This is a genomic window from Streptomyces sp. PKA51 (genome assembly GCF_057552455.1).
On record NZ_BAAJPZ010000023.1, the window covers coordinates 59,217 to 83,361 of the forward strand.

43 protein-coding genes and 1 tRNA gene are annotated in these 24,145 nt (G+C 68.2%); 4 read left to right on the forward strand and 40 right to left on the reverse strand.

From position 1 onward, the window contains the following. Positions 1 to 245 precede the first annotated feature (245 nt). From AC27L3_RS25725 to AC27L3_RS25745, 5 genes are all read right to left on the reverse strand, one after another. Positions 246 to 806, reverse strand: a complete 561-nt coding sequence (locus AC27L3_RS25725; protein WP_487236431.1) for a hypothetical protein — start codon at positions 804 to 806, stop codon at positions 246 to 248. Between the two features lie 55 nt (positions 807 to 861). Continuing rightward, the gene (locus AC27L3_RS25730; protein WP_487236432.1) at positions 862 to 1,578 is read right to left on the reverse strand and encodes a hypothetical protein; all 717 of its coding nucleotides are present in this window, start codon (positions 1,576 to 1,578) and stop codon (positions 862 to 864) included. A 130-nt stretch (positions 1,579 to 1,708) separates the two neighbouring features. Further along, positions 1,709 to 1,891 carry a hypothetical protein gene (locus AC27L3_RS25735; protein WP_487236433.1) on the reverse strand — a complete coding sequence of 61 codons (183 nt, stop codon included), beginning with the start codon at positions 1,889 to 1,891 and terminating at the stop codon, positions 1,709 to 1,711. Positions 1,892 to 2,081: 190 nt separating this feature from the next. Next, positions 2,082 to 2,474 (reverse strand): hypothetical protein, encoded by a 393-nt coding sequence (locus tag AC27L3_RS25740; RefSeq protein WP_487236434.1) that lies wholly within the window; start codon positions 2,472 to 2,474, stop codon positions 2,082 to 2,084. Between the two features lie 153 nt (positions 2,475 to 2,627). Next, entirely contained in the window at positions 2,628 to 2,825 is a 198-nt protein-coding gene (locus tag AC27L3_RS25745; RefSeq protein WP_487236435.1) for a hypothetical protein, read from the reverse strand. Positions 2,826 to 2,988: 163 nt separating this feature from the next. Between AC27L3_RS25745 and AC27L3_RS25750 the strand changes: the two genes are divergently transcribed. Continuing rightward, on the forward strand, positions 2,989 to 3,204 hold the full coding sequence (locus AC27L3_RS25750) for a hypothetical protein (protein ID WP_487236436.1): 216 nt from the start codon (positions 2,989 to 2,991) through the stop codon (positions 3,202 to 3,204). A gap of 4 nt (positions 3,205 to 3,208) precedes the next feature. On the opposite strand, the gene AC27L3_RS25755 is transcribed toward AC27L3_RS25750, so the two are convergent. The 3 genes from AC27L3_RS25755 to AC27L3_RS25765 form a co-directional block, all read right to left on the reverse strand. Further along, positions 3,209 to 3,682 (reverse strand): hypothetical protein, encoded by a 474-nt coding sequence (locus tag AC27L3_RS25755; protein ID WP_487236437.1) that lies wholly within the window; start codon positions 3,680 to 3,682, stop codon positions 3,209 to 3,211. Positions 3,683 to 3,916: 234 nt separating this feature from the next. After that, positions 3,917 to 4,855, reverse strand: coding sequence for a threonine/serine dehydratase (locus AC27L3_RS25760; protein WP_487236438.1), 939 nt, complete (start codon positions 4,853 to 4,855; stop codon positions 3,917 to 3,919). A 14-nt stretch (positions 4,856 to 4,869) separates the two neighbouring features. Beyond that, positions 4,870 to 5,673 carry a 2OG-Fe(II)-dependent halogenase WelO5 family protein gene (locus tag AC27L3_RS25765; protein ID WP_487236439.1) on the reverse strand — a complete coding sequence of 268 codons (804 nt, stop codon included), beginning with the start codon at positions 5,671 to 5,673 and terminating at the stop codon, positions 4,870 to 4,872. Between the two features lie 61 nt (positions 5,674 to 5,734). Between AC27L3_RS25765 and AC27L3_RS25770 the strand changes: the two genes are divergently transcribed. Further along, positions 5,735 to 6,370 (forward strand): TetR/AcrR family transcriptional regulator, encoded by a 636-nt coding sequence (locus AC27L3_RS25770; protein WP_487236440.1) that lies wholly within the window; start codon positions 5,735 to 5,737, stop codon positions 6,368 to 6,370. Between the two features lie 194 nt (positions 6,371 to 6,564). Here AC27L3_RS25770 and AC27L3_RS25775 read toward each other — a convergent pair whose 3' ends face one another. The 32 genes from AC27L3_RS25775 to AC27L3_RS25930 all read right to left on the reverse strand — a co-directional run bounded on the left by AC27L3_RS25775 (position 6,565) and on the right by AC27L3_RS25930 (position 22,828). Further along, positions 6,565 to 6,933, reverse strand: a complete 369-nt coding sequence (locus AC27L3_RS25775) for a DUF6197 family protein (protein ID WP_487236441.1) — start codon at positions 6,931 to 6,933, stop codon at positions 6,565 to 6,567. Continuing rightward, the gene (locus tag AC27L3_RS25780) at positions 6,930 to 7,139 is read right to left on the reverse strand and encodes a hypothetical protein (protein ID WP_487236442.1); all 210 of its coding nucleotides are present in this window, start codon (positions 7,137 to 7,139) and stop codon (positions 6,930 to 6,932) included. The genes AC27L3_RS25775 and AC27L3_RS25780 overlap by 4 nt, the downstream gene beginning before the upstream one ends. Positions 7,140 to 7,168: 29 nt before the next feature. Further along, entirely contained in the window at positions 7,169 to 7,429 is a 261-nt protein-coding gene (locus AC27L3_RS25785; RefSeq protein ID WP_487236443.1) for a hypothetical protein, read from the reverse strand. A 129-nt stretch (positions 7,430 to 7,558) separates the two neighbouring features. Next, positions 7,559 to 8,530 carry a DNA-methyltransferase gene (locus AC27L3_RS25790; RefSeq protein WP_487236444.1) on the reverse strand — a complete coding sequence of 324 codons (972 nt, stop codon included), beginning with the start codon at positions 8,528 to 8,530 and terminating at the stop codon, positions 7,559 to 7,561. A gap of 522 nt (positions 8,531 to 9,052) precedes the next feature. Beyond that, positions 9,053 to 9,400 carry a hypothetical protein gene (locus AC27L3_RS25795; protein WP_487236445.1) on the reverse strand — a complete coding sequence of 116 codons (348 nt, stop codon included), beginning with the start codon at positions 9,398 to 9,400 and terminating at the stop codon, positions 9,053 to 9,055. Further along, positions 9,400 to 9,612 (reverse strand): DUF6011 domain-containing protein, encoded by a 213-nt coding sequence (locus AC27L3_RS25800; protein WP_487236446.1) that lies wholly within the window; start codon positions 9,610 to 9,612, stop codon positions 9,400 to 9,402. Before AC27L3_RS25800 ends, AC27L3_RS25795 begins: the two co-directional genes overlap by 1 nt. Further along, positions 9,609 to 10,313, reverse strand: a complete 705-nt coding sequence (locus AC27L3_RS25805) for a hypothetical protein (protein WP_487236447.1) — start codon at positions 10,311 to 10,313, stop codon at positions 9,609 to 9,611. The genes AC27L3_RS25800 and AC27L3_RS25805 overlap by 4 nt, the downstream gene beginning before the upstream one ends. After that, positions 10,313 to 10,636 carry a hypothetical protein gene (locus AC27L3_RS25810; RefSeq protein ID WP_487236448.1) on the reverse strand — a complete coding sequence of 108 codons (324 nt, stop codon included), beginning with the start codon at positions 10,634 to 10,636 and terminating at the stop codon, positions 10,313 to 10,315. Before AC27L3_RS25810 ends, AC27L3_RS25805 begins: the two co-directional genes overlap by 1 nt. Continuing rightward, positions 10,636 to 11,016: a DUF4326 domain-containing protein gene (locus tag AC27L3_RS25815; protein WP_487236449.1), complete on the reverse strand. Its 381-nt coding sequence runs from the start codon at positions 11,014 to 11,016 to the stop codon at positions 10,636 to 10,638. Before AC27L3_RS25815 ends, AC27L3_RS25810 begins: the two co-directional genes overlap by 1 nt. Before the next feature lie 40 nt (positions 11,017 to 11,056). Continuing rightward, positions 11,057 to 11,131 (reverse strand) — tRNA-Leu (locus AC27L3_RS25820). Positions 11,132 to 11,144: 13 nt separating this feature from the next. Next, entirely contained in the window at positions 11,145 to 11,891 is a 747-nt protein-coding gene (locus tag AC27L3_RS25825; protein WP_487236450.1) for a helix-turn-helix domain-containing protein, read from the reverse strand. Beyond that, positions 11,884 to 12,402 (reverse strand): hypothetical protein, encoded by a 519-nt coding sequence (locus AC27L3_RS25830; RefSeq protein WP_487236451.1) that lies wholly within the window; start codon positions 12,400 to 12,402, stop codon positions 11,884 to 11,886. The genes AC27L3_RS25825 and AC27L3_RS25830 overlap by 8 nt, the downstream gene beginning before the upstream one ends. Then, positions 12,402 to 12,632, reverse strand: coding sequence for a hypothetical protein (locus tag AC27L3_RS25835; RefSeq protein ID WP_487236452.1), 231 nt, complete (start codon positions 12,630 to 12,632; stop codon positions 12,402 to 12,404). Before AC27L3_RS25835 ends, AC27L3_RS25830 begins: the two co-directional genes overlap by 1 nt. Next, positions 12,629 to 12,940 (reverse strand): zinc finger domain-containing protein, encoded by a 312-nt coding sequence (locus AC27L3_RS25840; protein ID WP_487236453.1) that lies wholly within the window; start codon positions 12,938 to 12,940, stop codon positions 12,629 to 12,631. The genes AC27L3_RS25835 and AC27L3_RS25840 overlap by 4 nt, the downstream gene beginning before the upstream one ends. Further along, a complete protein-coding gene (locus tag AC27L3_RS25845) occupies positions 12,937 to 13,548 on the reverse strand; it encodes a zinc finger domain-containing protein (protein ID WP_487236454.1) in 612 nt (203 codons plus the stop codon). Before AC27L3_RS25845 ends, AC27L3_RS25840 begins: the two co-directional genes overlap by 4 nt. Then, the gene (locus tag AC27L3_RS25850; RefSeq protein ID WP_487236455.1) at positions 13,545 to 14,384 is read right to left on the reverse strand and encodes a hypothetical protein; all 840 of its coding nucleotides are present in this window, start codon (positions 14,382 to 14,384) and stop codon (positions 13,545 to 13,547) included. Before AC27L3_RS25850 ends, AC27L3_RS25845 begins: the two co-directional genes overlap by 4 nt. A gap of 72 nt (positions 14,385 to 14,456) precedes the next feature. After that, entirely contained in the window at positions 14,457 to 15,875 is a 1,419-nt protein-coding gene (locus AC27L3_RS25855; protein ID WP_487236477.1) for a DNA cytosine methyltransferase, read from the reverse strand. Beyond that, positions 15,875 to 16,138, reverse strand: a complete 264-nt coding sequence (locus AC27L3_RS25860; protein ID WP_487236456.1) for a WhiB family transcriptional regulator — start codon at positions 16,136 to 16,138, stop codon at positions 15,875 to 15,877. Before AC27L3_RS25860 ends, AC27L3_RS25855 begins: the two co-directional genes overlap by 1 nt. Then, a complete protein-coding gene (locus AC27L3_RS25865; protein ID WP_487236457.1) occupies positions 16,135 to 16,662 on the reverse strand; it encodes a hypothetical protein in 528 nt (175 codons plus the stop codon). Before AC27L3_RS25865 ends, AC27L3_RS25860 begins: the two co-directional genes overlap by 4 nt. 302 nt (positions 16,663 to 16,964) lie before the next feature. Further along, positions 16,965 to 17,240: an SPX domain-containing protein gene (locus tag AC27L3_RS25870; RefSeq protein WP_487236458.1), complete on the reverse strand. Its 276-nt coding sequence runs from the start codon at positions 17,238 to 17,240 to the stop codon at positions 16,965 to 16,967. Continuing rightward, positions 17,237 to 17,605 (reverse strand): hypothetical protein, encoded by a 369-nt coding sequence (locus AC27L3_RS25875; protein ID WP_487236459.1) that lies wholly within the window; start codon positions 17,603 to 17,605, stop codon positions 17,237 to 17,239. The genes AC27L3_RS25870 and AC27L3_RS25875 overlap by 4 nt, the downstream gene beginning before the upstream one ends. Further along, positions 17,602 to 17,934 (reverse strand): hypothetical protein, encoded by a 333-nt coding sequence (locus tag AC27L3_RS25880; RefSeq protein WP_487236460.1) that lies wholly within the window; start codon positions 17,932 to 17,934, stop codon positions 17,602 to 17,604. Before AC27L3_RS25880 ends, AC27L3_RS25875 begins: the two co-directional genes overlap by 4 nt. Before the next feature lie 95 nt (positions 17,935 to 18,029). After that, positions 18,030 to 18,818 (reverse strand): recombinase RecT, encoded by a 789-nt coding sequence (locus AC27L3_RS25885; RefSeq protein WP_487236461.1) that lies wholly within the window; start codon positions 18,816 to 18,818, stop codon positions 18,030 to 18,032. After that, complete coding sequence (locus AC27L3_RS25890) at positions 18,815 to 19,807, reverse strand: YqaJ viral recombinase family nuclease (protein ID WP_487236462.1); 993 nt, start codon at positions 19,805 to 19,807, stop codon at positions 18,815 to 18,817. Before AC27L3_RS25890 ends, AC27L3_RS25885 begins: the two co-directional genes overlap by 4 nt. Before the next feature lie 531 nt (positions 19,808 to 20,338). Continuing rightward, positions 20,339 to 20,485: a hypothetical protein gene (locus AC27L3_RS25895; protein WP_487236463.1), complete on the reverse strand. Its 147-nt coding sequence runs from the start codon at positions 20,483 to 20,485 to the stop codon at positions 20,339 to 20,341. Positions 20,486 to 20,768: 283 nt separating this feature from the next. Continuing rightward, complete coding sequence (locus AC27L3_RS25900; RefSeq protein WP_487236464.1) at positions 20,769 to 21,095, reverse strand: hypothetical protein; 327 nt, start codon at positions 21,093 to 21,095, stop codon at positions 20,769 to 20,771. Then, positions 21,092 to 21,292, reverse strand: a complete 201-nt coding sequence (locus AC27L3_RS25905; RefSeq protein ID WP_487236465.1) for a hypothetical protein — start codon at positions 21,290 to 21,292, stop codon at positions 21,092 to 21,094. Before AC27L3_RS25905 ends, AC27L3_RS25900 begins: the two co-directional genes overlap by 4 nt. Next, on the reverse strand, positions 21,292 to 21,750 hold the full coding sequence (locus AC27L3_RS25910) for a hypothetical protein (protein WP_487236466.1): 459 nt from the start codon (positions 21,748 to 21,750) through the stop codon (positions 21,292 to 21,294). Before AC27L3_RS25910 ends, AC27L3_RS25905 begins: the two co-directional genes overlap by 1 nt. Beyond that, positions 21,747 to 21,965, reverse strand: coding sequence for a hypothetical protein (locus tag AC27L3_RS25915; protein WP_487236467.1), 219 nt, complete (start codon positions 21,963 to 21,965; stop codon positions 21,747 to 21,749). Before AC27L3_RS25915 ends, AC27L3_RS25910 begins: the two co-directional genes overlap by 4 nt. After that, the gene (locus tag AC27L3_RS25920; protein WP_487236468.1) at positions 21,962 to 22,198 is read right to left on the reverse strand and encodes a hypothetical protein; all 237 of its coding nucleotides are present in this window, start codon (positions 22,196 to 22,198) and stop codon (positions 21,962 to 21,964) included. Before AC27L3_RS25920 ends, AC27L3_RS25915 begins: the two co-directional genes overlap by 4 nt. Before the next feature lie 91 nt (positions 22,199 to 22,289). Beyond that, positions 22,290 to 22,622: a hypothetical protein gene (locus tag AC27L3_RS25925; RefSeq protein ID WP_487236469.1), complete on the reverse strand. Its 333-nt coding sequence runs from the start codon at positions 22,620 to 22,622 to the stop codon at positions 22,290 to 22,292. Then, on the reverse strand, positions 22,619 to 22,828 hold the full coding sequence (locus AC27L3_RS25930; RefSeq protein WP_487236470.1) for a helix-turn-helix domain-containing protein: 210 nt from the start codon (positions 22,826 to 22,828) through the stop codon (positions 22,619 to 22,621). The genes AC27L3_RS25925 and AC27L3_RS25930 overlap by 4 nt, the downstream gene beginning before the upstream one ends. A 271-nt stretch (positions 22,829 to 23,099) precedes the next feature. Between AC27L3_RS25930 and AC27L3_RS25935 the strand changes: the two genes are divergently transcribed. Then, on the forward strand, positions 23,100 to 23,612 hold the full coding sequence (locus AC27L3_RS25935; protein ID WP_487236471.1) for a helix-turn-helix domain-containing protein: 513 nt from the start codon (positions 23,100 to 23,102) through the stop codon (positions 23,610 to 23,612). Between the two features lie 132 nt (positions 23,613 to 23,744). Next, complete coding sequence (locus tag AC27L3_RS25940; RefSeq protein WP_487236472.1) at positions 23,745 to 23,885, forward strand: hypothetical protein; 141 nt, start codon at positions 23,745 to 23,747, stop codon at positions 23,883 to 23,885. Positions 23,886 to 24,145: the final 260 nt, after the last annotated feature.

Sequence of the window (24,145 nt, forward strand, 5' to 3'; positions counted from 1 at the left end):
GCGGGTGGCCAGCGCCTGGTGGCGGAACGGGTGACGAGGAAGAGGTGGCGGTGACCCTGCGAGGGCCGGCGGCGGCCGTGGCGGCCGTGCGGGGATGGCTGGAAGGTCGGGCCCAGGTGGCGGGTGCCGGCCTAGCGTGGACGGTCGGGGACGACCCGAGCGAGCGGGGGTCGTCATGGTGTGAGTTGAGTGTGTTGCTGCGCGCGGAATAGCTCTCGGTCGGTACGCCCTACTGAGGTCGCCGCTTACAGCCCGGCCATGCGACGGATGGCCTGTTCGTCGGCGAGGCTATTGGCGAGGTCAAGCTGGTAGGCCACTTCTTCCACGCCGCGCCAGTGGCGGCGGAGCAAGGTGTCGGCGTCGCGGTAGGCCCGGACGATTTCGCGGGCCGAGATGTGGTGGTCGCGGATGGTCGTGTTGGCCTGGGCCTGGTCTGAGGCGGCTTGCCGCTCGGCGTGGTCGAGCATGAGTTTGCTGGCTCCGATCTCCCTGAGCCAGCGTGTTTCAGCCTCGACCCCGGCGAAGCATACGGCGAGGTACGCGACTGGATCGTAGGCGATGTCGCACTGCCAGCTGGTCGAGCCATGGCTGAGGCCATTGTCCGTTAGGACGATCGCGGTGACCTGGTGGCCCGAGGCGAGTGCGACGACTGCGTGACCGGCCTCGTGGATGGCCACGGATCGGCCGAGCACGGCAGGGCCCGCCTCGTCGAGGATGGCGGCCATCTGCGAGGTGCTGGGAGTGAGCTTGGCGCCTTCCCACGCGGCGGTGTTGAGGCGGAGCCCAGCATGCAGGCGCAGGGGCATGACGAATTCCTTGGGTGAGTAGGTGCTGTTAGTGGTGTGGAGTGGTCGTGGACCTTCAGCGATCTCGCTGGGCGAGCCAAGCTTCGACTTCTTCCGGGGTCGGTGCCCACACATCTGTTGGCGTCGGTGTCTCGTGCTGCTTGAGGATGGCGTGTACGGTCGCTGGCGGGACGGAGCCTGTGTTGAGGAGCCGGTCGGTGATTTCCGAGTGTGCTGCCGCGGTGCGAGGTTCGGCGAGCATCCGGAGGGCATCGGCCGCGGCTCGGCGTCGGTCGATGAGGAGTCCTTGTCGCTGGCAGGCCCTTACCTGGATCAGCTGTCCGTATCCGGTCATGCGCAGGACGCACCATCGTAGTTGGCGGTGGGTGTAGCCCTGTTCGGCGAGCCATCGGGCGTGAGCGTGGCTGCCGCCGAGCGTGTGCACAGCGTAGAGCTGAGCGTTCATGACGCTTTTAAGGTGGGCGCTGGCTGGGGCCAGCATCTGTCGGCTGTTGGCGACGAGGGTGAGGGATACGAGCTCAGCGCCGAGGAGGACGCCGAGTACGGCGTGGGCTGTCGCGTGGGTGGCTACGGATCGCCACCAGACGTCATCGGGGATCTGCGTGGTGCACCACATGTCTGCCGGCTTGCTGGTCCGGCGAAGCTGTTCGAGGGAGTGCTTGAGGATGAAGGAGTGGTGAATCTTCTGGTGTAAGTCTCGCGAGTGGTCGACCGTGACGTTGCTGTCGCCGACTGTGCTGGCGGTGAGGACGGAGCTGAGGGGATCGGGCACGTGTCTGTCCTCCGAGGGCTTGCCTTGCAGTGGTGGCGCGTTCGGGGGGATGGCGAGGGGCGTTACGGCGCCCGGTGGCTGGAGACCGGGCGCGGTTTCTTGATGCTGCAGGGGTAGCAAGATGGGGCGGTCAGTGCTTCCGGGCGGCCTGGATTTCGTCTTCGGTGGCTCCGAGGCTGAGTGCCCACTGCTTGATGTCGTGCGCGGTCTGGGTGTCTTCCAGGCGCAGGGGCTTGCCGTTGTGCCGTGCGGCCGCGACTCGGTCGAGGGCTTCGGCAGCGATGTCGATGGCGTCCTTCTTGGCGTTCGTCATGTCTTCCCTCGTCGCTGTTGGGTGTGGCGGGTGGCTTGTCCTCGTAGTCGGGGGGATTCGGCCCTCGGCTTCAGCCAGGTCGAGGTGCTGGTGGACGGTTATTGGGCAGGAGCTCGTGCTCAGGCAACGTCCGTGGCGGGGTGTCAGGCGTGGTTGCCTTGGGTGGTCCGGTCGTCGGCCTGTATACCGGTCATGCTGTGCGGGCGATGTGGCGTACCGGGATGCCGGCGACCTGGGCGAGCTCGGCGATGCGGCCTCCGCCGTCGTTGGTGAAGACGAGGCAGATGTCCGCCCCGGCGTTGACCATGTTCTTGAGTTCGTCGCGGCGGAGGTAGAGCTCCTGGTGCACCGGGAGGCCGTCGATGCGGCCCTTCTGGACCCAGTGGTAGGCCTTCTTCGCGGGTCCTTCGGCGTTGTGGACGACGGTCATGGTCCTGCCCGGTTCGAGTCCGGTCAGGATGCGGTCGAGCGTGGTGTGGACGAGGGTGCGGTTGGCCTCGGAGCGGTGGCCGGTGGCGCCGTCCCACTCGTCGGAGTCAGCGATGAGGACGCGGTACGGGGCACGAGTGCTGTTCTTCGACATGCCGTTCTCCTTGAGAAGCGATTCCGTTGTGGGGTGCATCGCCGGCACCTGTGGTGCTGGCCGGCTAGGTCTTCGTCAGGCGCCCCGGACAGCCTTGTGGACTTGCGGGCTTGGCCGGGGGCCCGGCGGGTGGTGCTGCCGGGCGCGGGCGGGTCAGGGCCGCCAGGCGATCGGGATGGTGATGGGCTGGCCGACGCGGGAGGAGCCGGTCATCCAGTCGGTGCCGTCGGCCATGGTCGTTTTGCGGATGTGCGAGGCGAGTTGGACGGCGTAGCTGTTCGCCTTCTCGACGAGGTATTCGATGCCGGCCGTGTCCTTGACGGTCTGGGCGGTGCGGGCGAATCGCAGCACGGCTACTCCCTTGTGTTGTTGGGTGAGTGGCGCCGGAAGTGAGCTCGATGTCGTAGGTGGAGCGAGCGAGGCGGGCTTGAAGTGCCGCCCCACACAGGTGGCTTGCCACCTCGAATATGGCACGCCCTTTGACGGGTGGCAAGCCACCTGAGAAGATTCCCCTATGGCCAGCCAGCACAGGCACAAGCACAAGCAACGCGTCCTCCGCGGTATCGACGACCAGCTCTGCGCCGACTTCGACGAAGCCGCCAAGGCGATAGGTGCTGATCGTTCAGCTATCACCCGGCAGTTCTGGGAGTGGTACGTCGGTCGACCAGGTGCGACGCTTCCGAAGCGGCCGGCGACGGCCGAGAGGGTCGCTGCCGAGCAGAAGCGGTGACCTGCTACTTCGCCCTGGCGTCTCGCGCTTGTCGTGCAGGTCCAGCTGCGGTGGCTGCGGCGATGGCGATCCATCCTTTGTGCCAGGACTGGTCGAGAAGGTAGCCGGCTTGGGGGTCGCGCTGCAGCCAGCGCTTGTGGCCGGTGGCTGCGGCGAGGCGGACGATGCTGCGGGGGTTGGGGTCGCGCCAGTGGTCGCCTTGTCGGTCGGCGATGTAGTGGGTGGTGGCGGAGATGGCGAGTGCGGCTGCGGCTCGGACCGGTGTGAGGCGTAGGCCGAGGGTGTTGTTGGCGGCGGCGAGGGCGGCTGCCTGGATGGCGGTGTAGGTGGCGACGTGCCGCAGGCAGGCAAGGCGTCCTGCGGCGCCTGGATGGCCCTTGGCTGCGGCGTCGGCGTCCCGCTGCCCCCAGTGGTCGGCGACTTCGTGTGAGGCGGTAAGGACGGCGTAGGTAGCGGCGAAGCGGCTGGCTGCGGTCATCGGTGCCCTCTCCCTGAGCTGGCCGGGGATGCGGCTGAGCGTGTGTCTCCACAGTGGCTGTTAGGGCGGTGGGCTTCCGCCCTGTGAGTGCATAAAACGGGTGAGCTGGGTCACAGCGAGTTCGGACCTAGCGGGATCGTGACTTCCTCGATGACGTGCCTGACACAGGAGGAGCCGGGCACGAGAAAGGTCCCCCGCCCTTCATTGGGGGAGGGGGACCTTCGGTGCCGTTGCCTAGGTGAGGTCTGCGGGGTTGGTGTTGGCGCCGCACAGTACCACCGCGACACGTTCGTCGTCGTGGGGGATGTATGCGCCGCTGGTGAGTGCGGCGAGGGCGGTGGCGGCTCCGTGTTCGACGGCGAGGCGGCGGTGGTCCCAGAGGAGTTGCCGGGCGCGGATGATTTCGCTGTCGGGTACGAGGACGGACTGCACGGTGTGGTGCTGGGCAGCCTGCAGGGCCATGGTGGAGGCGCGGCGGGCGCCGAGGGAGTCGGCGGCGATGGAATCGACGAGGGTGTCGAGGGGGCGGGCGGCTTCGAGTGCGGCGTTGAGTGCGCGGCTGTTTTCGGGTTCGACGGCGATGGTGCGGATCCGGTGTTCGCGGGCGGCGGTGGCGATGCCGGCGAAAAGGCCCCCGCCGCCGACGGCGACGACGACGGTGTCGAGGCCGGGGATGCGTTCGCGGATTTCGTCGAGGAGGGTACCGGCGCCGGCGGCGATGAGGGGGTGGTCGTAGGCGTGGCTGGCGAGGGCTCCGGTGGTGGCGGCGAATTCCTGGCAGGCGGCCAGGGCGTCGGCGTACTCGCTGCCGACCAGGCGCACGTCGGCGCCGTAGCCGCGCAGTTTGGCGACCTTGACCTTGGGGGCGTTTTCGGGGAGGAAGACGGTGGCCGGCACACCGTGGTGGTAGGCGGCCCAGGCGCAGGCGAGGCCGGCGTTGCCGCCGGAGGCGATGGTCACCCCGGCCGGGGGCAGGGTTCCGGCTTCGTGGTGGGCGGCGAGGAAGTTGTGGGCGCCGCGGGCTTTGAAGCTGCCGGTGTGCTGCATGAATTCGAGGGCGAGCCAGAGCTCGCCGGGGGTGGTGCCGCGGTCGGCGGGGGTGACGGTGACGGGGCGGGTGTGGCCGTGGACGCGGTCGGCGGCTTCTTTGATGTCGCCGTAGGTGAGGGACAACGGGGTTCCTTGGGTTAGGACCAGGTGATGAGCTGGCCGGTGGTGGTGAGGGCGAGGAAGAACGCGAAGGCGATGCGGCGGCCTGGGCCGCTGGGTGCGACGGCGTGGTAGTTCGCGGGGTTGAACAGCAGGCCGTCGCCGTGCTGGGGGTCGAGTGCGACGTGCTGGGTGTCGTCGACGACGGTGTCCTTGTAGCCGTAGGCGTGGCGGTGGTCTTCGTCGCTGGGCTGCCAGCGGCGTCGCCAGACGGTGGTGGTGCCGCCGGATGCGGGGACGCTGACCCAAGTGTTGAAGGCGAGTTGGGCGACGACGTCCTGGTCGAAGATGCCGTGGGGGAATTCGCGGTTGATGTCGTCGTAGTGGATGAGGGCGCCGTCGTTGATTTCGCGGAGGGTGCCGCCGAAGAGGGGGCGGCCGTTGATGGTGGCGGGGGTGATGGCGGCGCCCCAGGCGGTGCCGAGGCGGGCGAGGGCGATGGCGATGGGGTCGGGGCGCATGCCGGCGCGGGTCCAGGCGGTGCGGGCGGTTTCGGCGGCGGTCCAGTACTGGTTGTCGACTTTGCCGTCGGGGAGGCGGTAGTCGTTGAGGGCGGGGCCGAATCGGACGATGGGGGTGGGGACGCGTTCGGGGTCGTAGTCGGCGGTGGGGAGGCGGTCGAGGGCGTTGTATGCGTGGGCGCATTCGGTGGGGGTGAGGAAGTGGGGTATGCGGGTGGCGGCGAGGGTGCCGGCGGCGAGGGCGGCGATGTGTCGGTCGGTGAAGGTGGGGTCGGTGGTGGTGGTGAAGAGGGGGTCTTCGAGCAGTGTGGTTCGGGGCATGGTGGTGCCTCCGGTGTTGGGGTGTAGGTGCTCGGATACGGCGTAAGTTACGGTGTAACTCATGATCAGACAACCAGCGTCACCCGACCCCGCGACCCCCGAACAGATCGCTGACGCAGCCATCGCCCTCATTGACGAGCAGGGTCCGAAAGCATTGAGTTTCCGGACCCTGGGCGAGCGGCTCGGCGTGTCGCACACGACCATCCACCGCCGCTGCGGTGACCTCGGCGGGCTCCTCGACCTGTGCGCCGACCGCCTCGCCTCGTACCTGCCCGACATCCCACAGGACACGGACTGGGCGGAGGCCACCGAGCGACGCTTCCGCTGCTTCTACGAGCTCCTCGTCGCCCACCCTGGCCTGGCGGCGCTGCGGGGTGCGCGGCCGTGGCTGGGCCGGCAGATCCTTGCTCGCCTCGTGGAGCCGTCGCTCGCTCACAGCATCGCTGCAGGCATGACGCCGCGGGAGGCGACCGAGGCTTACCGGCGGATGTATCTCCTCACGCTGGGCTGCGCGACGTTCGTGAATCACAGGGATCCGAAGGCAGCGTCGACTGCGACGCGGGTGGGGCTGGCGGCATTGGATCCGGAGGAGTTCCCCGTGCTGGCGGGCCACTGGCAGGAGGTGGTGCCGGTCGTGACGGATCACGAGGTGTTCTACTCGGCGTTGCGGCAGCTGATCGAAGCGGCGCGCCCCTGACAGTGCACTCCTCCAGTGGCTCGGGAGCCCTGCCGGGTCACGCGCCCGTCCTGGCACGAACCACGGCAGGGGGCAAGGGCGTCGGGAGTCGGCTTACTGCCTGCCCTTCAGAAGCCTAAGGCTTCCCTTGCACCAGCTGGCCTTCGAGACGCCTCATTCACGTGAGCGAACGTTTGCTGAAGGATTCCGGTTAGTCACCTCGACGAGGATTCGGGCGGTGAGGAGGAGGCATTCTCGGCGGCGGCACGCATGGCAGTGGCGACTTGCTGACCGTCGCGGGCAACGTGGTCGTTCCAATGGGTGACGAGAGTGGCGGGGTGTGCAGCAAGGGGGTCGCTGTCGCCAGGGCAGGGCTTGAGGCCGAGGTAGGCGGCGAGGGCCACAAGGGCGGCCCTCTCCCCAGCTGAGACCCGCCGACCGGGCCCTGGGGGCGCGACGGCCCGGATGGCTCCGGCCGCGCACACGGCGCCTGCGGAGTTCGTCATGCAGTGGCGGGTGTGGCCATGGACGGTGATGTAGTCGGCTGCGGCGCGCAGCACGGTTGCCCCGCTGACGTCGGTCACTGCTCGGCCTCCAGCACGTACCCGGCACGGCGGGGACGGCCGGCGGCCGTGACTGGGGCCGGGTACCGGTATCGCACCAGAACGGTGTCGAGTGGCTCGCCCGACTCGGCGTGCGGCTCGCCGGGTGTGTAGCGGGTGATGCAGATGCGGGGGCCTTCGTCGAGAGGACGGCAGGCGAGGTAGAACCGGTCGTCGGCGTGGATCACGGTATCTCCTGCTGTTCGGAGTGTGGAGGTCAGGGGTGGGTGACGCAAAGAGACGGCCTCTTACCGCCCGGCCGATCGAAGGTGACAGTGAAGCCGGCAAACCGGAGCACCTGCGCATACCGCTCCAGGCTCGGTGCCTCGTCGGGTCCGTCGCGCCAGACGCGGACGGTGTGGGGGCTGGCTTGCTCGGTGCGATAGCCGGGGGTCCAGGAGCGTTGACGCATGGTGTCGGTGTAGCCGGCGACGCCAAGGCGTTCGGCGACAAAGATGGCGAGCAGGCGGCTGGTCATGATGCTCCTTGTTCGAGGTCCGGGCAGCGGGCTACAGTCGGGCGAGGATCTTGCGGGTGACGATGTTGGCGGCTTGCCACATGCGGTAGCCGAGTTCGTCCAGACGTCGCGTGTGGGGCGGGGCCGGTGTCATCCGGCCTCGTCGAAGGTGAGGACGCCTTGCGCGTACCGCTGCTTGGCAAGGTCGTGATAGGCCGGGTTGATGTCGATGCCGATGTACAGGCGGCCGAGCTGGCGGGCGGCGGCGCCGGTGGTGCCGGAACCGGAGAACGGGTCGAGGACCGTCCCACCCGGCTTGCAGCCGGCCTTGATGCAGCGCAGCGGCAGCTCGATGGGGAACACTGCGAAGTGGGCGGCGGGGTAGGGCTTGGTGGTGATGTCCCATACGTCGCCGGGGTTGCGGCCCAGGGGGTGGCCATCGGCTCCTGGCTCGTCGCGCTGTGAGGTGGAGTGGGTCTGGGCGGGCAGCACGCCGAGGCGTTGCCGTTCCTTGTGGCCTCGCGGCCTGCGCTGTGGGCGCATGGTGTGGGGCTCGCGGATGGCGTTGAGGTCGAACGAGTACTTCGAGGCTTTCGTCAGCAGGAACAGGTGCTCATGTCGGGATGACAGCCGGTCGGTGACCGACTCGGGCATGGCGTTGGGCTTCGACCAAATCACGTCGTTCCGCAGGATCCATCCGTCGTCTTGCAGCGCGAATGCTGTGCGCCACGGAACGCCGATGAGGTTCTTCGTGGGCAGCGTCGTGGTGCCGCGCATCGTCTCGGCGGTGAAAGTGCGGTCTCGGCGCTGCCCGGTCTGGCCTTGCTTGTGGGCTGAGCCGGGCGGATAGGCGTAGCTGTCACCGAGGTTCAGCCACAGCGTCCCGTCGTCGGCGAGGACACGTCGAGCCTCCGCGAAGACGACGCGCATCGTCTCGACGTACTCCGCAGGCGAGGCTTCCAGCCCGTACTGGCCCTCGATGCCGTAGTCGCGGAGGCCAAAGTATGGCGGCGACGTCACTACACAGTCCACAGACCGGCTGGGAAGTTCACGCAGGACCTCCAAGGTGTCGCCGAGGAGCAGGGTGACGGTGTCGTCGTGGTACCAGGGCTGGCCGGTCATGATGCGGCAGCCTCCTCTTGTCGGCGGTTGAGTTGGGCGGTTTCGGCGGTGGGGCAGGGCCAGGGAGTGATGAGTCCGCGGCAGCGTCGGCCGTCCCAGCCGGAGCAGTGGGCGCAGATGTCGATGCCGCCGCGGAGCATGGGTTGGTGGAGCTTTGCGAGGGCTCTGCGCTGTCGGGCGAGTTCGGCGACTGCCCGCCACGACCCCGTGGAGGCCCCTGTGCGCCTCTCTGCGGGCCTCGTGGCTAACCCCCGGATTCCGCGCCGCATGCGGCCCGCTTCGGCCGCTGTGAGCCCGTTGAAGCGCTCGGCGCGGTCGACCAGATTCAGTAGCTGCTCGACCGTCACCGCATCCCGCTTCACAGCAGCCCCCGCGTCGGCACGTTCACGACCCGTCGACCGAGGCGGACCGACCTCGAGTCGTGGGGAGCCCAGCCGAAACGTCGGCGACGACGAGGTGTTGCAGGGGATGAGGGTTTGGGCTGCTTGCTGTCCCACAGCGCCAGCTGGAGGTGGGATGTGGTCACGGTCGGCCGCCTTCAGGCTTGCCGTCGTCGCCAGCCTTGAGAGCCGTCCCTACAGGGATCCCATTGACCTTGATCTTCGATGCCGCTTCCTTGGCAAGCTGCAGGGCGGTCGCTAGGTCGAATCGGTGAGTGTCGAGCCATGCGTCGCCGCGGTCGTGCTCCTTCACGCCCCAGTCCCAGGTGCCGTCTGCGCCGAGGCAGGAGCCGAGTTGGGTGACGGCCCAGCGGCCGTTTCCGTACTCCTCGACGAGGAGGCTGTACAGGTGGGCGTTGTCGTCTTCCTGGGGCAGGCAGGAGGCGCGGTAGGCGATGGCGTGGATGGTTGGTGGTGGCAGGTTGGCCATCACAGGCTCCAGAGGGTGGGTTGGTGCTGCTGGAGGGGTAGTGCGATTTGGCCGGGTATGGCGGGAATGTTTTGGGTGAGCGTCACGGCTGGAGCTGTCCGTGGGGCTGTATGGCCGCCTGAGCGCTTGAAACAGGTGGGCCCTAGTCCACGAGCCCGGGAGGCCGGACCATGAAGCAGGCGACCACACAGGGTGCATCTGGGGGCTGTCACGCCGCCTCCCCCGCCCTCGGCGGCAACTCAACGGGTAGATCCAGGTACTTGCGGATCCGGCTGGGCACCTCGACACCGATCTTGCGGCACTCCTCCGCCAGGTAGCAGGCAAACTCCCGCCCATGGGCGGCGATCAGTCGGTCAACTGCAGCCTCGCCGGCCAGCCGCCGTAGCTCGCGCTCGTCTGCCTGCCGCTGCTGCGCCTTGTCAGCGGCAGCTGCCGCTGCAGCCTCTGCAGCGCTGATCCGGCAGGCTCGAGCTTCACGCCGGCGAGCCGCCAGCTTCAGCCGCACGGGCGTCGTCCGGCGCCGCCACTCCTGTGCCGCCGCCCCTCGGTCCCCAGCGTGGGCAGCGACCTGACCCTCAAGGCGCAGCTGGAGGCCGTGCAAGGTGTTTTCCCAGCGCTTGGCGAGCCGGGGCTGTCGTAGGGCGCCGGCTTCGAGCGGGTGAGCTCGCCCGTGCAGCTCCCGGCTGACCAGATCCTCGAATGCCGCCTCACCGAGCGCAGCGACGAGCTCGAGGGTTTCCTCGTCCGGCTGCTGTGGTGTGCAGTCGCGCTTCGACAGGTGCACCCAGCCGCACAGGCACAGGTACGGGTAGAGCCGGTAGCCGAGAGCCACCTCGTGGCGTCCGGCCGCCACCGTGGCCGCCTGGTGTGTGGCGTACCGGTGCTTGGCCGGCGTCGGGCATGGCATGGCCATCAAGTCGTCACCCCATTCGGGCGGCCCGCAACCTCAACGGGAATGCCGAGCTCGCGGGCGTAAGCCACTTCGCTGGCAGTCGCTTCGCCGAAGCTGCCGTCCGGCTTGGGCACTGCGACCACAACAGCGGCGTGGGCGATCAGGGCCCGCCACATGTCCGCCAGCGTCACGGCCAGGTCGTCGTCGACGTCGGTGAGGTGCGGCATGTGGACCGCGAAGCCACGGCGAGTCAGATCCTTGGCTGCCTCGTGCAGGCGGTCCATGTACCTGGTTGAGCCGCAGATCACCGCGGTCGGCCACGGGGCGGGCAGGGTGTCGGACATCAGGCAGCCCTCCCATCAGCCCCGGCCGCGAGCTCCAGCAGAACGGCGGCGTGGCAGTAGTCCGGCTCGCCGGGCTCCGGCAGCGGGCACCAGCACATGAGATCCCTGTCGGCCAGGCGGCGACCCGCTGCGGCGGCGAGTTCAGGATGCAGGAACATCCACTTGCGGTAGCCCTCGGTCGCCTCGCGTCGCGCCTCCGCGGCGTCGGCGATGCCAGATCCCCAGGTATGACTGTGCGGGTCATACACGTACCAGGACTGGCGTGTGATGTTGTGGGTGGTCCGGCAAGGGTTGCCCCAGCGGGTCCCACAGCCGACATAGACGGCTCCTTCGGGTGCGCGCCAGCCCTTGCTGCGGCGGCACTGGATGCGGGTGGGCATGCGACGGTCCTCTCAGGTTGGATGTGGTGGTGTGGTTGGGTGCCCGGGACGAGATTCGAACTCGCACTAGATCCGCTTTTAAGGCGGCTGCTTCTACCTGTTGAGCGACCCGGGCCTGAGCGGCGTGGTCATGCGGCGAAGGGGCGCCTCTTGCCCTTCAACAGGTTGCAAAGCGCGCTTGCGCTGTATCCGGTCTCCTCGGCCAGTTCGCGAAGGGTCACGCCCTTGGCACGCCGCTCCCGCAGCGTCTCGAGGTCCTGCTCTGTCAGCAGCCTGCGGCCTCGATACGTGCCCGAGCGGCTCAGCACTCGCTTGTCTCGCCGCTGGCGGCGCGGCGTCTCGTGCTCGTGCCACAACGCGAGGGCTCGCTGACGGGCCTTCCGCAGACGAGCAAAGTAGGTCCCAAGCGGCACGCCAAGACTGTCGGCCGCAGCCTGATGGTCACCGGTCAGAGCGAGGGCCATGAGCGCCTGCTGCTGAACAAGAGACAAGCACCACCAGACCTGCTGGAGAGCAAGGTGCTCGACCAGTCGCTCCTCCCATGGCGTGTGGCCCGTGGCCTGCCAGTACCGCTGAAACCTGACCATCGCCCCTGGCCCGAGGGCCGGCTGGCGCACGTCGTAACCGCGGTACTTCATCTCGCCTCCGACGTACCGATCCGCCGCGTACCGGCCCAGGGTGATGAGCTCCTGCCGCGTAGGCGGTTCCTCTGCCGTGAGCAGGCATTCAGTGATCTCGAATCGGATGGCGTCGAGCCTGTCAGCGGTGTCCATGGCCTTGGACCAGCGGTCAATCGCGATGACGAAGCGGGAAATTTCCTCGATGTCCCGCAGGCTGTAGCCATGCACCATGGGCGTCATGGTCGGATCAGTCATGGTCTGCCGCCGATGGTGCGGGGTGGGCTGCGATGACGTCGCGGATCCCCTTTACCGAGGGAGCCGGGTGGACTGCGGGAGACCCGGGGGTCTCTGCCAGTCCTTGGCCGAAGAGGCGAAGCCTGCCCGGGGCGCAGCCGCGGGAGTGCCACGTCAGCTGGTAGAGCCAGTGGGGGCCGCGGTAGTGCTCCTGCTCTGCCGGAGTGACCCGCCTGCCGACCTGGACCGTGACGAACGGCTCGCCGGAGAAGCCGGACCAGCTGGCGTCACCGAGCCAGCCGTGCGCATGGGCGTGGGTGATCAGGCCGGCCGCCGCTGTGGGAAGGCTGTAGCCGTCGGGAGGGGTGGCGCGGATGGTTTGCAGGTCGCGGTGCAGTGCGAGCAGGCGTTCACGGTCCGCCTCGGTGCGGTCCATCGGCGCGACGTCCAGCAGGCGCCGGTATTCGGTGTAGAGCCGGTCATAGCGTTCGTCCGCGGTCTCGTGAGCAGGGGGCGTGAGGAGTTCGGGCATCAGGCGGCGCTCCTTCGGATGGCGGTGTCGGGTACGGGGTGGAGGTGGCGGCGGGGCCGGCCGTAGTCCCAGCCGTTGAGGGCGGCTTCGAGTTCGGCTCGGTGCTCTGCGGCCCGCGGGTCGGGGCCGGTCCGGCGTGCAGGGGGCCGGGAAGGGGTCTGTGCGGGCCGTGAGCCGCCGAACGTGCCGGTCGGCAACTCCTCGGCCAGGAGGCGCTCCAAGGGGCTCACAGGGCCGTCCTCCGGGCTTCATCGTCCCGCTGAGGGTGGACGGTGCCGTCGTACAGCGACCGGCCGTCCTGCAGGCACTCGCCCCCCGCTTCGGCACCGCAGGCCGGGCAGGCAACCAGCGATCGGGCCCAGTCCGAGACGCGCTGCGGATGCGGCTGCGCGAGAATGCGGCGCTTCGACGGCGTGGTGCACGGCCGGTGTGCCAACGCCCGGCAGTGCGGGCACGGCACTGCGCGAGCCGGATGCTGCTTGGCCCGCAGCACATGCCGGATACTCTCGGGCATCGGGGCGCCATTGCGGAAGTTCACGGCGCCTCCTTCAGGCGATCGAGAGCAGCGGCGGAGGCTGCACGGCGGCGGGCGATCTCCGCTGCCTCGACCACCGGGTCCGGGACCTGGCCGCGGCGAGCTCCATGCGGTGGGCGTTCTTTGCCGTCCGGCAGACGGCATGGGCGGCCGACCGGCGCCTGGCACTTCGGGCACTCGATCCCCAGCGGTCCCGGCCGACGTACTTCCGCGACCTCGGGCGGTATCTCCCGGCCGACACCGGCGACTAGCTGGGCAACGGGGCGACGCGTGAGCTTGAGTCCGTCCCCCGCTCGGGTGCGCTGTCCACGCAGAGCGGCGAGGTATGCCTGGACGTCGTCCGGGTCAGCGTCCGGCACCTCTGCCGGCAGACCAGGCCCCTGGAAGTCGGTCGCCCGATCTGCGCGCTGCTGCGTGATCTCGGTAATGATCTCGGCGGGGCTGACGAACGGCTGGCGACGGGCCACTGCTGCAGCTGCGGCTCGGGCGTCGACGAGGCGGTAGCCGCTGAGGACGTCGTGCCAGGCGTCGGGGGTGTACTCGTCGAACTTCTGCTGGGGGCACAGCGCCCGCACGTAGCGGGCGAGCACCACGGTTTCCTCGGGGGTCATGAAGTCTCCTGCTTCGTTCGGGCCCTGGCGCGGGCCATGGCGCGGTCGAAGAAGTCGTCCGTCGCTTGCTGCTGGCGGTCGCGGAACGGGATCACGTCGGCGCCTGTGGCGTTTCTGCGGATCTCGGAGAAGGCGAACTGGAGAGTGCCGCCCGTGACGGGCTTGCTGATCTCGCCGATGCGAAGAAGCGCTGCCCACAGTTCGTCGGGGTTGTTGCCGTTGTCGAGAGCGTCGGCGATGGCGCGGTGGATGGTCTTCTTCGACTGAGCGGTGCGGCGGCCGTACTTGTCCCACCAAGCAGCGAGCATCCGGTCGGGGAGCCCTGTTGCGCCTGCGGCCGGCGGCGTCTCGCCTTGATCGACGGCGGGGGGTAGGGGGGTTCCCTTCCCTGTTCCTTTCCCTGTTCCTTTCCTTTCCGGGAGTGAGTCCTCACTGAGGTGTGCGTGAGGACTCACTGAGTCGGCATCCTTGCTGGTCGGAGGCTCAGGATCAGGCTGTTCGCCCTGTTCAGGGGCCGGAAGCCTGCTCGGCGTCGGACGGTTGATCCTTTGGTGCTCATCCCAGTTCGTGACGGCCAGGTACCGCTTGCGATTGAGGATGTAGCGAGTAATCAGTGAGGACTCACTGAGTGCCTTCAGATCGGCTTCGATGTCGGCTGCTGTGCGGTCGTCGAGGGGCCAGACCGCGGCCTTGATGAGCCTGGGGTCGTCGACGCACCGGCCCGCATCATCGGCGTGAGTCCACAAGCCGATGAAGGTGAGCCGCTGCTCCGGTGTGAGATCAGCGACCGTCAGCGACGTGAAGAACTCCGGCTTGATCGTTCGGATGCGGGCCATGCGGTGGGCTTCTTCCAGCCGTGGCGGATAGTTCGGTTGTGCGGTGCCGCTAGGGGTGGAGAGACCCAGCCGTCAGGCGGCGGCGAGCTCGTACTGATCGCCGACGATGGCTTCGGCGATGCAGGCGAAGAGGTCGCGGGCGGCGGGCGGGGTGACGGCGTTTCCTGCCATGCGGACACGTTCGCGCTTGTTGCCCAGCCAGATGTATGGCTGCTCGGCCCCCTTGCCAGGGAAGGCCATGGCCTCGGCGTACTCCGCCGGCTCGAGCATCCGGAAGCCCAGATCCTCCACTGAGGTGACGGTGCCGCCGCGCAGCAGACCGTGGCGGTCCACCGTGGTCACGGTCGGGATCGGTTCGTTTGTCGGCCGGGGGGTGCTGTTGCCGTAGTACGGGACCACGAGATCCGGGATGGCGAGGCCGTGGTGGTTGCCGGAAGCGCAGACTGTGGCCAGGGGCTCGCTAACGGCGCGGTGCTTCGACCCTCCGCCGCGTAGTTCCACGACATACGGGGGAAGGGCGACGCCAGTCTCGTTTCGGGCGGTGCACGTGCGCATCGGCATGTACGCCGGCCGAGCCGCCTTGCCTTCCCTGCCTTCCACAGGGACGAGCAGCGGGACGGCATAGGCCTCGAAGCCATCGCGGATCCGTCGCATGGTCTTCTCCGCTAGCGGCCGGGACCGATCTGCGATCCGTTGCGCGGGCAGGGTCCAGTCGATCGCGTCCGAGGCAGGGCGGACCGCGGGGAACACCTCGCTGTGGCAGCGTGCTGTTGGGCAGCGCCACACGTACTGCGCCTTGTACTTCCCGTACCGGCGCTGCGGGTTCTTCCATGCCTGCACCGCTCGCACGGTGCGGTCACACTGCGCGCAATGGGCCATCGGCCTGGTCCACTTGTCGAAGTCCGGCTCGCGTTCACCTTCCAGCCAGAAGATGATGTAGATGCGGTCGCGGGACTGCGGGGCGCCGGGGCCGAGGGCCTGGGCGTGCATGGAGTTGAGGCAGACCAGCCGGAAGCGGTAGCCCATGGCCTGCATGGCGGCGATCCAGGCCGGCCAGAGGATCCAGTCGCGGGCGTCGACGACGTTCTCAACGATGATGGCCCGGTAGCGGTGGTACTCGGCGAATCGGACGACGTCCCACATGGTGGCCCGGGAGCGTTCGGCGGCCTCATCGGGAAGGATCTCGCCGAACAGGTCGGGGGTGGCGTCCTGGTGGCGCTTCTTGCCGTTGGCGATGGTGTGGTTGGTGCACGACGGTGACCACCAAGCGAAGGTGGTGGATGGATATCGGCGCGGGTCAACCTGGGAGATGTCGGCGCAGTCATGGTCAGTGTCGGGGTGGTTGGCATTGTGGACGTCGACGGCCAGCCGCCAGTGGTTGAGGGCTGTGCGGACGGTGACGCCTGCCTGGACAGCGCCGGTGGAAGAACCTCCAGCGCCGCAGAAGCCGTCGGTCGTATCCGCGTTCAGGGTGCGGCGGCTGATCAGCATCACGCTGCCTCCTTCGCGGTAGTGTGGCGGCTGAGTGTTGCCCGTTCGCTGGGTGTGAGGCCGCCGCGGACTGTTTCGCGGAAGCGGGCGGGGAGGTGCCCTTCTCGGGTGAGTGCGTCGTCAAGGCACGGCTTCCGGACGGGGCATCGCGCGCAGGTCTTCTTTGCTGCAGCTACGTTCGGCTTGGTGTACGCCTCGGGTTCGAAGATCTCCGGCCCTATCTCTTTACAAGAGGCCAGGAGCTCCCAGGAGGGGGCACTCATGCCGTCACCCCTGACGCCCGGATCTCGCGGAGGAGGTCGTGGACGTACCTGGGGTTCATGTCGAGCCGGTCGGCGATCTCGTCCTCGGGGATGCCATAGGAGGAGAGGTGGCGGAGCTCGAGCCGTCGGTCGGCGGCGATCTGCCAGGCATTCCGCTGGTCGTCAGCAGTGCCGATCGGTTCGGGTACGCAGTCTGGGTCGTCGATGTTGTCCCAGGCGGCGATCGATGGCCAACCTTCTCGGGCCGCGCGGTTACGGTTCCGTGTGGACGACCCGGGGATCTTTGAAAGGCGTCCGCAGCCTTCACGGATTTTGTCTGCCGTTGAAGCACGCACTTGCGGGAGATGACCGTTCAGCAGGTGCGTGATGACGCTGGCGTCCACGTTGCAGTACCCGGCAATCACCTTGACCTTGTGTCCCATGGCCATGAGGCCCTGGATGCGCCGGACCGAGCCCAGGGAGGAGACAGGCCTGCTGGGTGCGAGCACGTCGGTGAGCTGTACGCGGAGGATGGCTTGCGCCACAGTGCGGCGCACCTCGGTACGTCGCCCGCGGAGGACGTGGGAGATCGTGGAGCCGGAGCAGCCGGTGGCGTCGCGGAGCTCGGGCCATCCTGCGCCAGAAGCTCGCAGGTATTGCAGGTGGGCGGTGGCGGGAGCGGCGGGCACCATGAGTTCACGGCCGGTCAGTGTCAGGAGCTGGCGACGCTTCCTGTACTGGCTGCGGGCGGCGGAGCAGGCTGGGCAGGAGCAGCCTTTGATGCCGTAAGCGGGACGGCCGACGGACCGACCGTATGTCCCGTGTGGTGGAAGCGGCTTTGTCGCTGTCACTGTCCTGCCTCCCTCTCGAGGTATTGGGCGATGTCGTGGATGCCGAGGGCTGCGTGGTCGGCGATGGCGATGTCGTCGAGTGGCTCGTCGCCGAGGAGGAACCGTTGCTCGGGGCCACCGCGGCCGGCAGTGCGGGCTTCGGCGTCGGCGATGCGCCGCTGGAGGGCTTCTATGCGCTGCTTCTCGGCCTGGGTGAGCCCGTAGCGGATGGAGAAGATGACGCTGGCAGTCGTGACGACCCCCACGAGGAGGCCGATCGTGGTGTCGTTCATGCGGCCGCTCCAGCCGCTTGCGGCCGGCGTGCAGCAGCGATGGCCTGGCCCTTGCTAGTGAGGCGCCAGACGGCGATGCGGTGGCCGTGTGTGGGGCCGCTGGTGGAGAACACCATGTGCCCGGTGTGTTCGATGATGCGGGCGCTGCGGAGGGCGTTGATGGCTGCGCCGAGGAATCCGTGCCCCGTCTCGGGCAGAAGGTCGCGCAGGTCGTTGCAGGACCATTCGTCGCAGGCCTCGGCGAAGTAGAAGATGGCCTGCTCGACGACGTGCTGGTCCCACTCGGAGCGGGCGACTATCGCGTCGAGGGTGGCGTCCTTCTCTGCGGCGGCGAGTCGCTCGGCTGGCGTGAGACGACGAGTCATCGGGTACCTCCGTGGGCTCGGTAGGTGGCTTGGGCGATGCCCTCGCAAGCCGCTCTGTCGGCATCGGCCTGCGCAGCGAGCCGGGCGTTGTTGTTAAGGAGCAGCACGAAGACCTCGACCGCGGCGTTGTCCTCCGGGTCTCCGGGGTAGCTCTCCTCCCGCTGCTTCTCGGTGTCCCAGCACTGGGTGCACAGGAGCGGCTGCTTCTCGCGACCGCACCACTCGCAGGTAATGCCGGTCAGGTGCACGTCATGGTCCGGCTCGTAGAGGAAAAGGGGTCGCACCTGCTTGCAGTAGTCGCAGCGGGCCTCGATTGGCTGGTCAGTCACGGATGTCTCCTCGGACGTGTCTGGCAGGTCTTACGAGGGAGATGTGCTGAGCTGGACTCGGCCGCCCCCGATTCCCGCGGGGGCGGCCCGACGGGCTACTGGGCGTCGTCGACGAGTTCGCCCTCGACGGTGTCGTCGTAGACGGGCGCGATATCGATAGCCTCAGGGGCCGTATCGGTACGGACAGTCCCGTCGTGAGCAGCAGCAGTGGCTAGCTCGACGGACACGGGCAGGAGCTTGAACAGCTCGCGGACGCAGGTCTTCTTGGCCATGGCGTCGTAGTGATCACGCCAGGGGCCGGAGTGCCCCGACTTGGAGTGCTTGCGGTGATTCTCGATGTCGTCCGGGGAGAGGACGACGAACGCAGAGCCACCGCTCGTAGTGGAGGCGACCGCGTAATAGGCGATCGGCTTGCCCCGGCTGGCGAGCGCCGGCTTGTGCTCGAGCTTGGGGTGGAGCCCGTACTCGTAGTCGAAGTGGTCGTTCTCATAGACGACCTGAGCGTCCAGCGACTTCGCCATGGGGCTCTGCCAGAAGAGCTTCGCCATGCCGCGGTAACCGAGGACGAACGTGCACTCGCGGCCGTAAGGGATGAGGTATGCCTCGCCAGTGGGGCCAGGCTCAACACCAAGCTGGGAGCAGGTCATCAGCGCGCCGAGGAAGGACTCGGGGCTGCACTGGCCGAGTTTCGGGCTCCGCCGCAGGGTGGTGAGAGCGATGCGGGCCATGCGGTCGGCATCCATGTGCTTGGGCAAAGCGCGGGCGATCTCGGGCTTCATCCGCTCGATCTGCTGCTGCAGCGTCGGCGGCTGCCCGTTGGACTGCTGTACTTGGCCGACGTTGTCGGCTCGGCGGGCGACGGCGGCGCGGGCGGTGCTGGTCACTGGTTCTCCAGGTGGATGCGGAGGGCGCGGGTGGGTTCGCCGCGGTAGGGCTCGGGGTCGAGGTCCGGGTTGGCGGCCAGGGCCGCGGTCTTCCAGCTGATCTGGCCGCGCTGAGGGCGCCAGGAGTAGGCGAGTTCGCCGCGGACGTGGACGTCGGTGGCGTCGCCGGCGATGGCCTTCAGACGGTTGTCGACCTCCAGCAGGGCGAGCTCGCCCGCGGCGATCTGCTCCTTCGCCTTGGCTCGCTGCTCGAGGAGCCACTCGACCTCGACGGCATCGGCGACTACGACCTCGCTGGTCGGGTGGGCGTGGAGCCGGTCCAGCAGCTGACCGGTAGCGTGAGAGCCGTCGACTGGGGGCTGCTGACGGGTTTCGACCCAGTCCCAGAACTCATCGGCGATGGCGGTGAGGTCGGCGATGAGTTCCTCGTCGCGCTCCAGGCGGTGGACGATGGTGCGCTGCCCGCCAATCAGCGCCGCGGTGTAGGCGTACTGCCAACCGGTGACGGCGAGGTAGTGCTGCACCTGCACCTGAACATCGACCGGCGGCTCGTCCAGCCAATCCTTCAGGGCGTAGGAGGAGCGGGATTTGAGCTCGACGACACCGGGTTGCCCGGCTTCTTCGGTGACGCGGTCGAGGTTGGCGATCCACGGCCGGCTCGGGTGACGGAGGGTGCCGGGGCCGTCGACTGCGAGGAGGCCGGTGATGGCGGTGAAGCGGGTGGCGATGAGGGGCTCGAGGGCGTGACCCATGAGGGCGGATTCGTCGAGGACCGGGTCAGGGCGGCGGGGCACGGGTTGGCCGACCTTCGAGAACCAGATCTCCAGGGGGCTGGTGTAGGGGTTCAGGCCGCAGATGGCGGCCATGTCGGAGCCCCCGAGGCCTGTTGCCCGAACGGCATGCCAGCGATCGACGGTGGCTCCCGGCTCCAGCACCACAGTCGCACCGGACGGGAAATCAAGTGGTGGCGAGGGCCTTTCGTGGCTCATGTGGCCTGCTTTCGGGTGTGAGGGCCCACCGGACCCCGCTCGGGGGGTTGGTGCGGGGTCCGGTGGGTGCGGCCGGAGCGCTGGGGAGGGGTGCGCTCGACGGCCGCCGACAGGTGGTCTTGGGTGCCGGGCGGGCCGGTGACTGTGCACGGCCGGCCCGGCAGGATTGGGGGCTACGAACTGCTGGGCAGCCTGGCGACCGGGATCTCGGGAAGAGCGGGCGCGTCGGCGGGCAACCGTTCACCAGCGTCGCTGTGGGCGGGAGAAGCCCCAGGTTGGTTGGTCAGGCAGCGGACTACCTGCTCGGCCTGGACAGCGCGCTCCTCGAGGTCGAGGCAGGTCCGGTACAGGTCGGCGGCGTACCTGCGAAGTCGCCCGTAGCGCCAGGGAAGCCTCACGACTGGCGACCGTCCCTCTGGTGCGGGATCGGGATGCGCTCTGGGGGCCGCCTGCGGCTGCTCGGCCAGTTCGCGTACAGCGCCGCGCATACGCTGACCACCCCGACTATCGCCAGGCCCCACATGCTGGTGCTCACGAGAGCTCCTCCTCTTCGTCGTCACTGTGGTCCCGCGGGTCGCCCAGGAAGGAGAGGAGCTGAGGCGCCCATTCGACGATGGCCAGGAACACGAGGGCGCCCAGCCAGAGGACACCGATGCAGACCCAGTCCCCAGTGCTCATGCCGCCACCTGCTCAACCCCGCCGCTGCAACGGCAGTCCTCGAATGTGCGCTTGCATTTCGGGCAGCGGTTCCTGGTGAGGACGTAGAAGCGTCCGTCAGCAGGCCCGCGTTCCTCGAGCAGCCCCGCAGCAGCGGCAGCCTTCAGGTCACGCCGTGCCGTTCCCCGAGGGCAGGGCACGATCCCGAGTCGCCTATACGCCCGCAGGACACTCGCGGTCGACACTGCGGCCGAGGCCGACAGAGTGGCAGCGAGGCTTCTGACACGGTCATCCTGAGCCGAGTTCACGCCGCCACCTCCAGGGCCTGAGCGGCCTGCCGCTTGAGGCGGACGATCCGATCCAGTCGATCCCGGTTGCAGCGCGCACAGCGGCAGTTCACCGCGTGCACGGGCATCCGCTCGTAGCGGGCTGCGGCCAGCCCCTGCAGGTAGCCGTTCACCGCAGCACCGTCGCCTGCCATCAGAGAAGCCAGAACGGTCTCGGTATCGCGGCCCTCCTCATCGGCCACGAAGCCGGCGTGGAAGCCCATCCAGAACAGGCCCGGGTCGGACGAGCCCTCGGCGGCCCGCTCGGCACGCCTCACGGTCACGTCGTGGTAGCAACTGGTCATGACGTCCCTCCGGGCTGCCAGGTGGCGTCGTAGGTGACGGTCTCCGGGTGCTCAGCCGGCAGAGCCGCGTAGGCGTCGTAGTCCGGGTCGACCAGGTGCCGCTGCTCGGCCAGCCCGCAATCGATGAGGTGCTGCCGAGCGACCAGGGCGGCCACATCAGCCGCGAGACGGGAGTCGAGGGAGCTTACGGTGGCCATCACATCTCACCGACCTCGACGGGCTCCCACTCGCCGTATCGCACCTCGCCGTGGCGCGCCCCGACCGTGCGGCACACCACCTCGATGCCCGACCACATCTCGCAGTAGCGATTCCACCGGTCCACACACTCGACCAGGTCCGTCGTCAGATCCACGACCTCAACGGGCTCGCCCTCGGCGTACTGACCTCGGATCCCGTACTCGACGCCGGAAGCCAGCGGCTCCAGCTCCCGCACACGGGACCGCAGCCGAGCCACCTCGCTCAGCAGCGCCGGAACGTCGTTGCGACCTTCGCTGAGCTGCTGGACCAGGGCCACCGCGATCGTGTACAGGTCTCGCTCGTCCGCGCATCCGCAGGTGGCGGTGCGCTGGTTGTACTGGAGGAATGCGGCCTCCGCCCGCTCGGCCTGGAAAGCCCGGCAGCGGAGTTCGTCCTCGTACTCTGCGGAGAGGGTCATCGGGCCACCGCCCTGCGGCTGTACATGATGCTGTCGGCCCGGTCGCGGAGCAGCTCAGCAGCCCGCTTCTCTCCGCCAGCCTCCAGGAGCGCGGCCATCTCGTTCAGCACCTCGGCCTGGTGCAGGTCGACCAGGGCCCGCGCGTTGGTCCAGCTGCCGCCGGAGATCCCGCGGTTGCCGTGCGCGATCTCGACTAGGGCGTCTCGAGCACTCATCGGGCACCTCCGCAGCGGACGATCAGGCTCGGGTGGTGGGCGGCGAGGGCCTTGTTGTGGGCCCTCAGGTCCGGAGTGGCGAAGGGGACGGGCCCGGCGGCGATGTAGGCGCGTTCAGCGTCGGCAGCAGCGATGACCGCGGCGCGCACACGCGCCGGCAGCTGCGCGACCTTGAGCAGGTCCACCTGGGGCGGGGGTTCCGGGAGGGGCGGGATGGGAGATGATGTAGGCACGATCGCCTCTTCTCTTGGAGATGGTGTGAGGTGGATCGAGGCCCCGGCTGCCGGTGTGTGGAAGCCCGGCGGTTGGGGCCGCATAGCCGCTTCAGGCGGCAGTGCGGGTGGCGTACTCGTGCGGCTTGACTTCGCCGTTGTCCAGCACCCAGCGGATGTGCACAGCGGTCAGGCGCGGCGTGCGACCAACGTAGGTGCAGGGGATGCGCCGAGCCTGGATGGCTTCGATGACCCAGTTCTCGGTCTTGCCGAAAATCAATGCGGCCTGCTTCGGCGTGTAGCTGACCAGCTCGGGGTGGATCAGCTCGGGGTTGATCAGGCACTCGTGGACCTTGGCGGCAACAGCGGCCGCCAGTCGCTCGACGAGGTCGGAGTCGGCACCTGTCGGAGGGGCGCCGACTGTGGCCAGGTGGGTCCCGATCACAGCTTCTCCCTTGTGATGGCTGCCAGCGGCACAGCAAGTTCGTCGGCTATGCGCTGGAGCGTTTCGATCGCGGCTCCTTGCTGCTCCGTTTCGATTCGGGAGCAGAAGGACGGATCTCTTCCTATGGACTGGGCAAGCCCCCTCAGGCTGAGTCCGCGGGCCTCGCGGAGTGACCTGATTGCGGCCCCGTTCGGTGTCACACTCACAACCTAGACCCAAAGTTGGGTGTCCGCAAGGCGTTCAACCGGGTTCGTTGGGTGTCCAGCGGTGCTCGACGGGGTTCGGCGGTGCGTTCCGGGTAGCGAGCGGCGCGCACGTTCAGCAGGCCTGGAAGACCATTCGCCCAGGCGCGGGGCTCGTTGCCCCAGAGAGGGCGTTCAAGAGTCAACAAAAATGCGCCCGCGCACACCGATAGTTACTGGTCAATCGGTAGGCTCGGTAGGTACGTGTTGCCTAACCTTGAGGCATGATGAGCGCATGACCAGGGACTGGAAGCGACTCGCCGCGGCGATCAGGGACGCTCGAACTGCGTCCGGAATCACCCAGAAGGAGCTGGCTCAAAGGGCGGGAGTCAGTGAGTCGACCGTCCAAAACCTCGAAGCCGGCGAATCACGGGCGAGGGTGCCCACCTCTCTTCCCAGGGTGGCGCAGGCCCTAGGCTGGACTAGCAGCTCCGGTGAGAACATCCTCGCTGGCGGCGACCCGGCACTCGCTCCCCCGGCTGTGGAATTCACGGCCGAAGAGACACAAGCCCTTCCGCTGCGCGTCAGGCAAGCCCTCGGAGAAGGCCACCTCCTGGACGCGACGGTCATCGATCTGCCTGCCGAAGGCCCAGAGGGATCAGAGGCTCAGATCGTCATCGTGGTCAAGGGCAAGCCAACGGCCAGCCCTGAAGCCATGCGCCAGAGCGTCGAGGCATGGGAGAAAGTCGAGCGCAAGCTCCGAGCCCTTGGCACGGGACGGGACCAGGACGATCCGCCGACAATGTAGACGCTCTTCGCGTCGCCCCCTCCACAAGGACGTCAACAATGTGATTGTATGGATCACTACCGGCGGGCGGGGCAGCCACTCGGACCTGGGGGACCAGTGCGAGTGCCGGTACGAGTAATCAGAGTCGCAGTCATGCCCTACGAGGCAAGAATGATCGCCATCAAGCGGCCAGAGCGACACGTCTATTGCGTGGATGAGCGCCTACTCGACGAAGCAGAAGCTGAACGCCTCGAGGCCGAACTCAACGCTCCACGCGATGACCCAAAGACGTGACGCAGCCAGCTACACACGTCGCTGAAGGCGCCTGACTAAAGCAGCGGTCCCCCACCCGCTTGTATCTCCAACAACGCCACGACCCGGCCACCGCTAGCCACCGGTGTGCGCGAGGCCCGGATCACCGTCCCACCAACCCCCCGATTGGCGGTCTGGGCCTGGCGCAGGTCCGTCTCCCAGTGGGAAAGAAGTGGGAAATGATCAAGGTGCATCACAACGCAAACCCCTAGAATCCGCAAGCCAGTACGAGACCTCTCCAC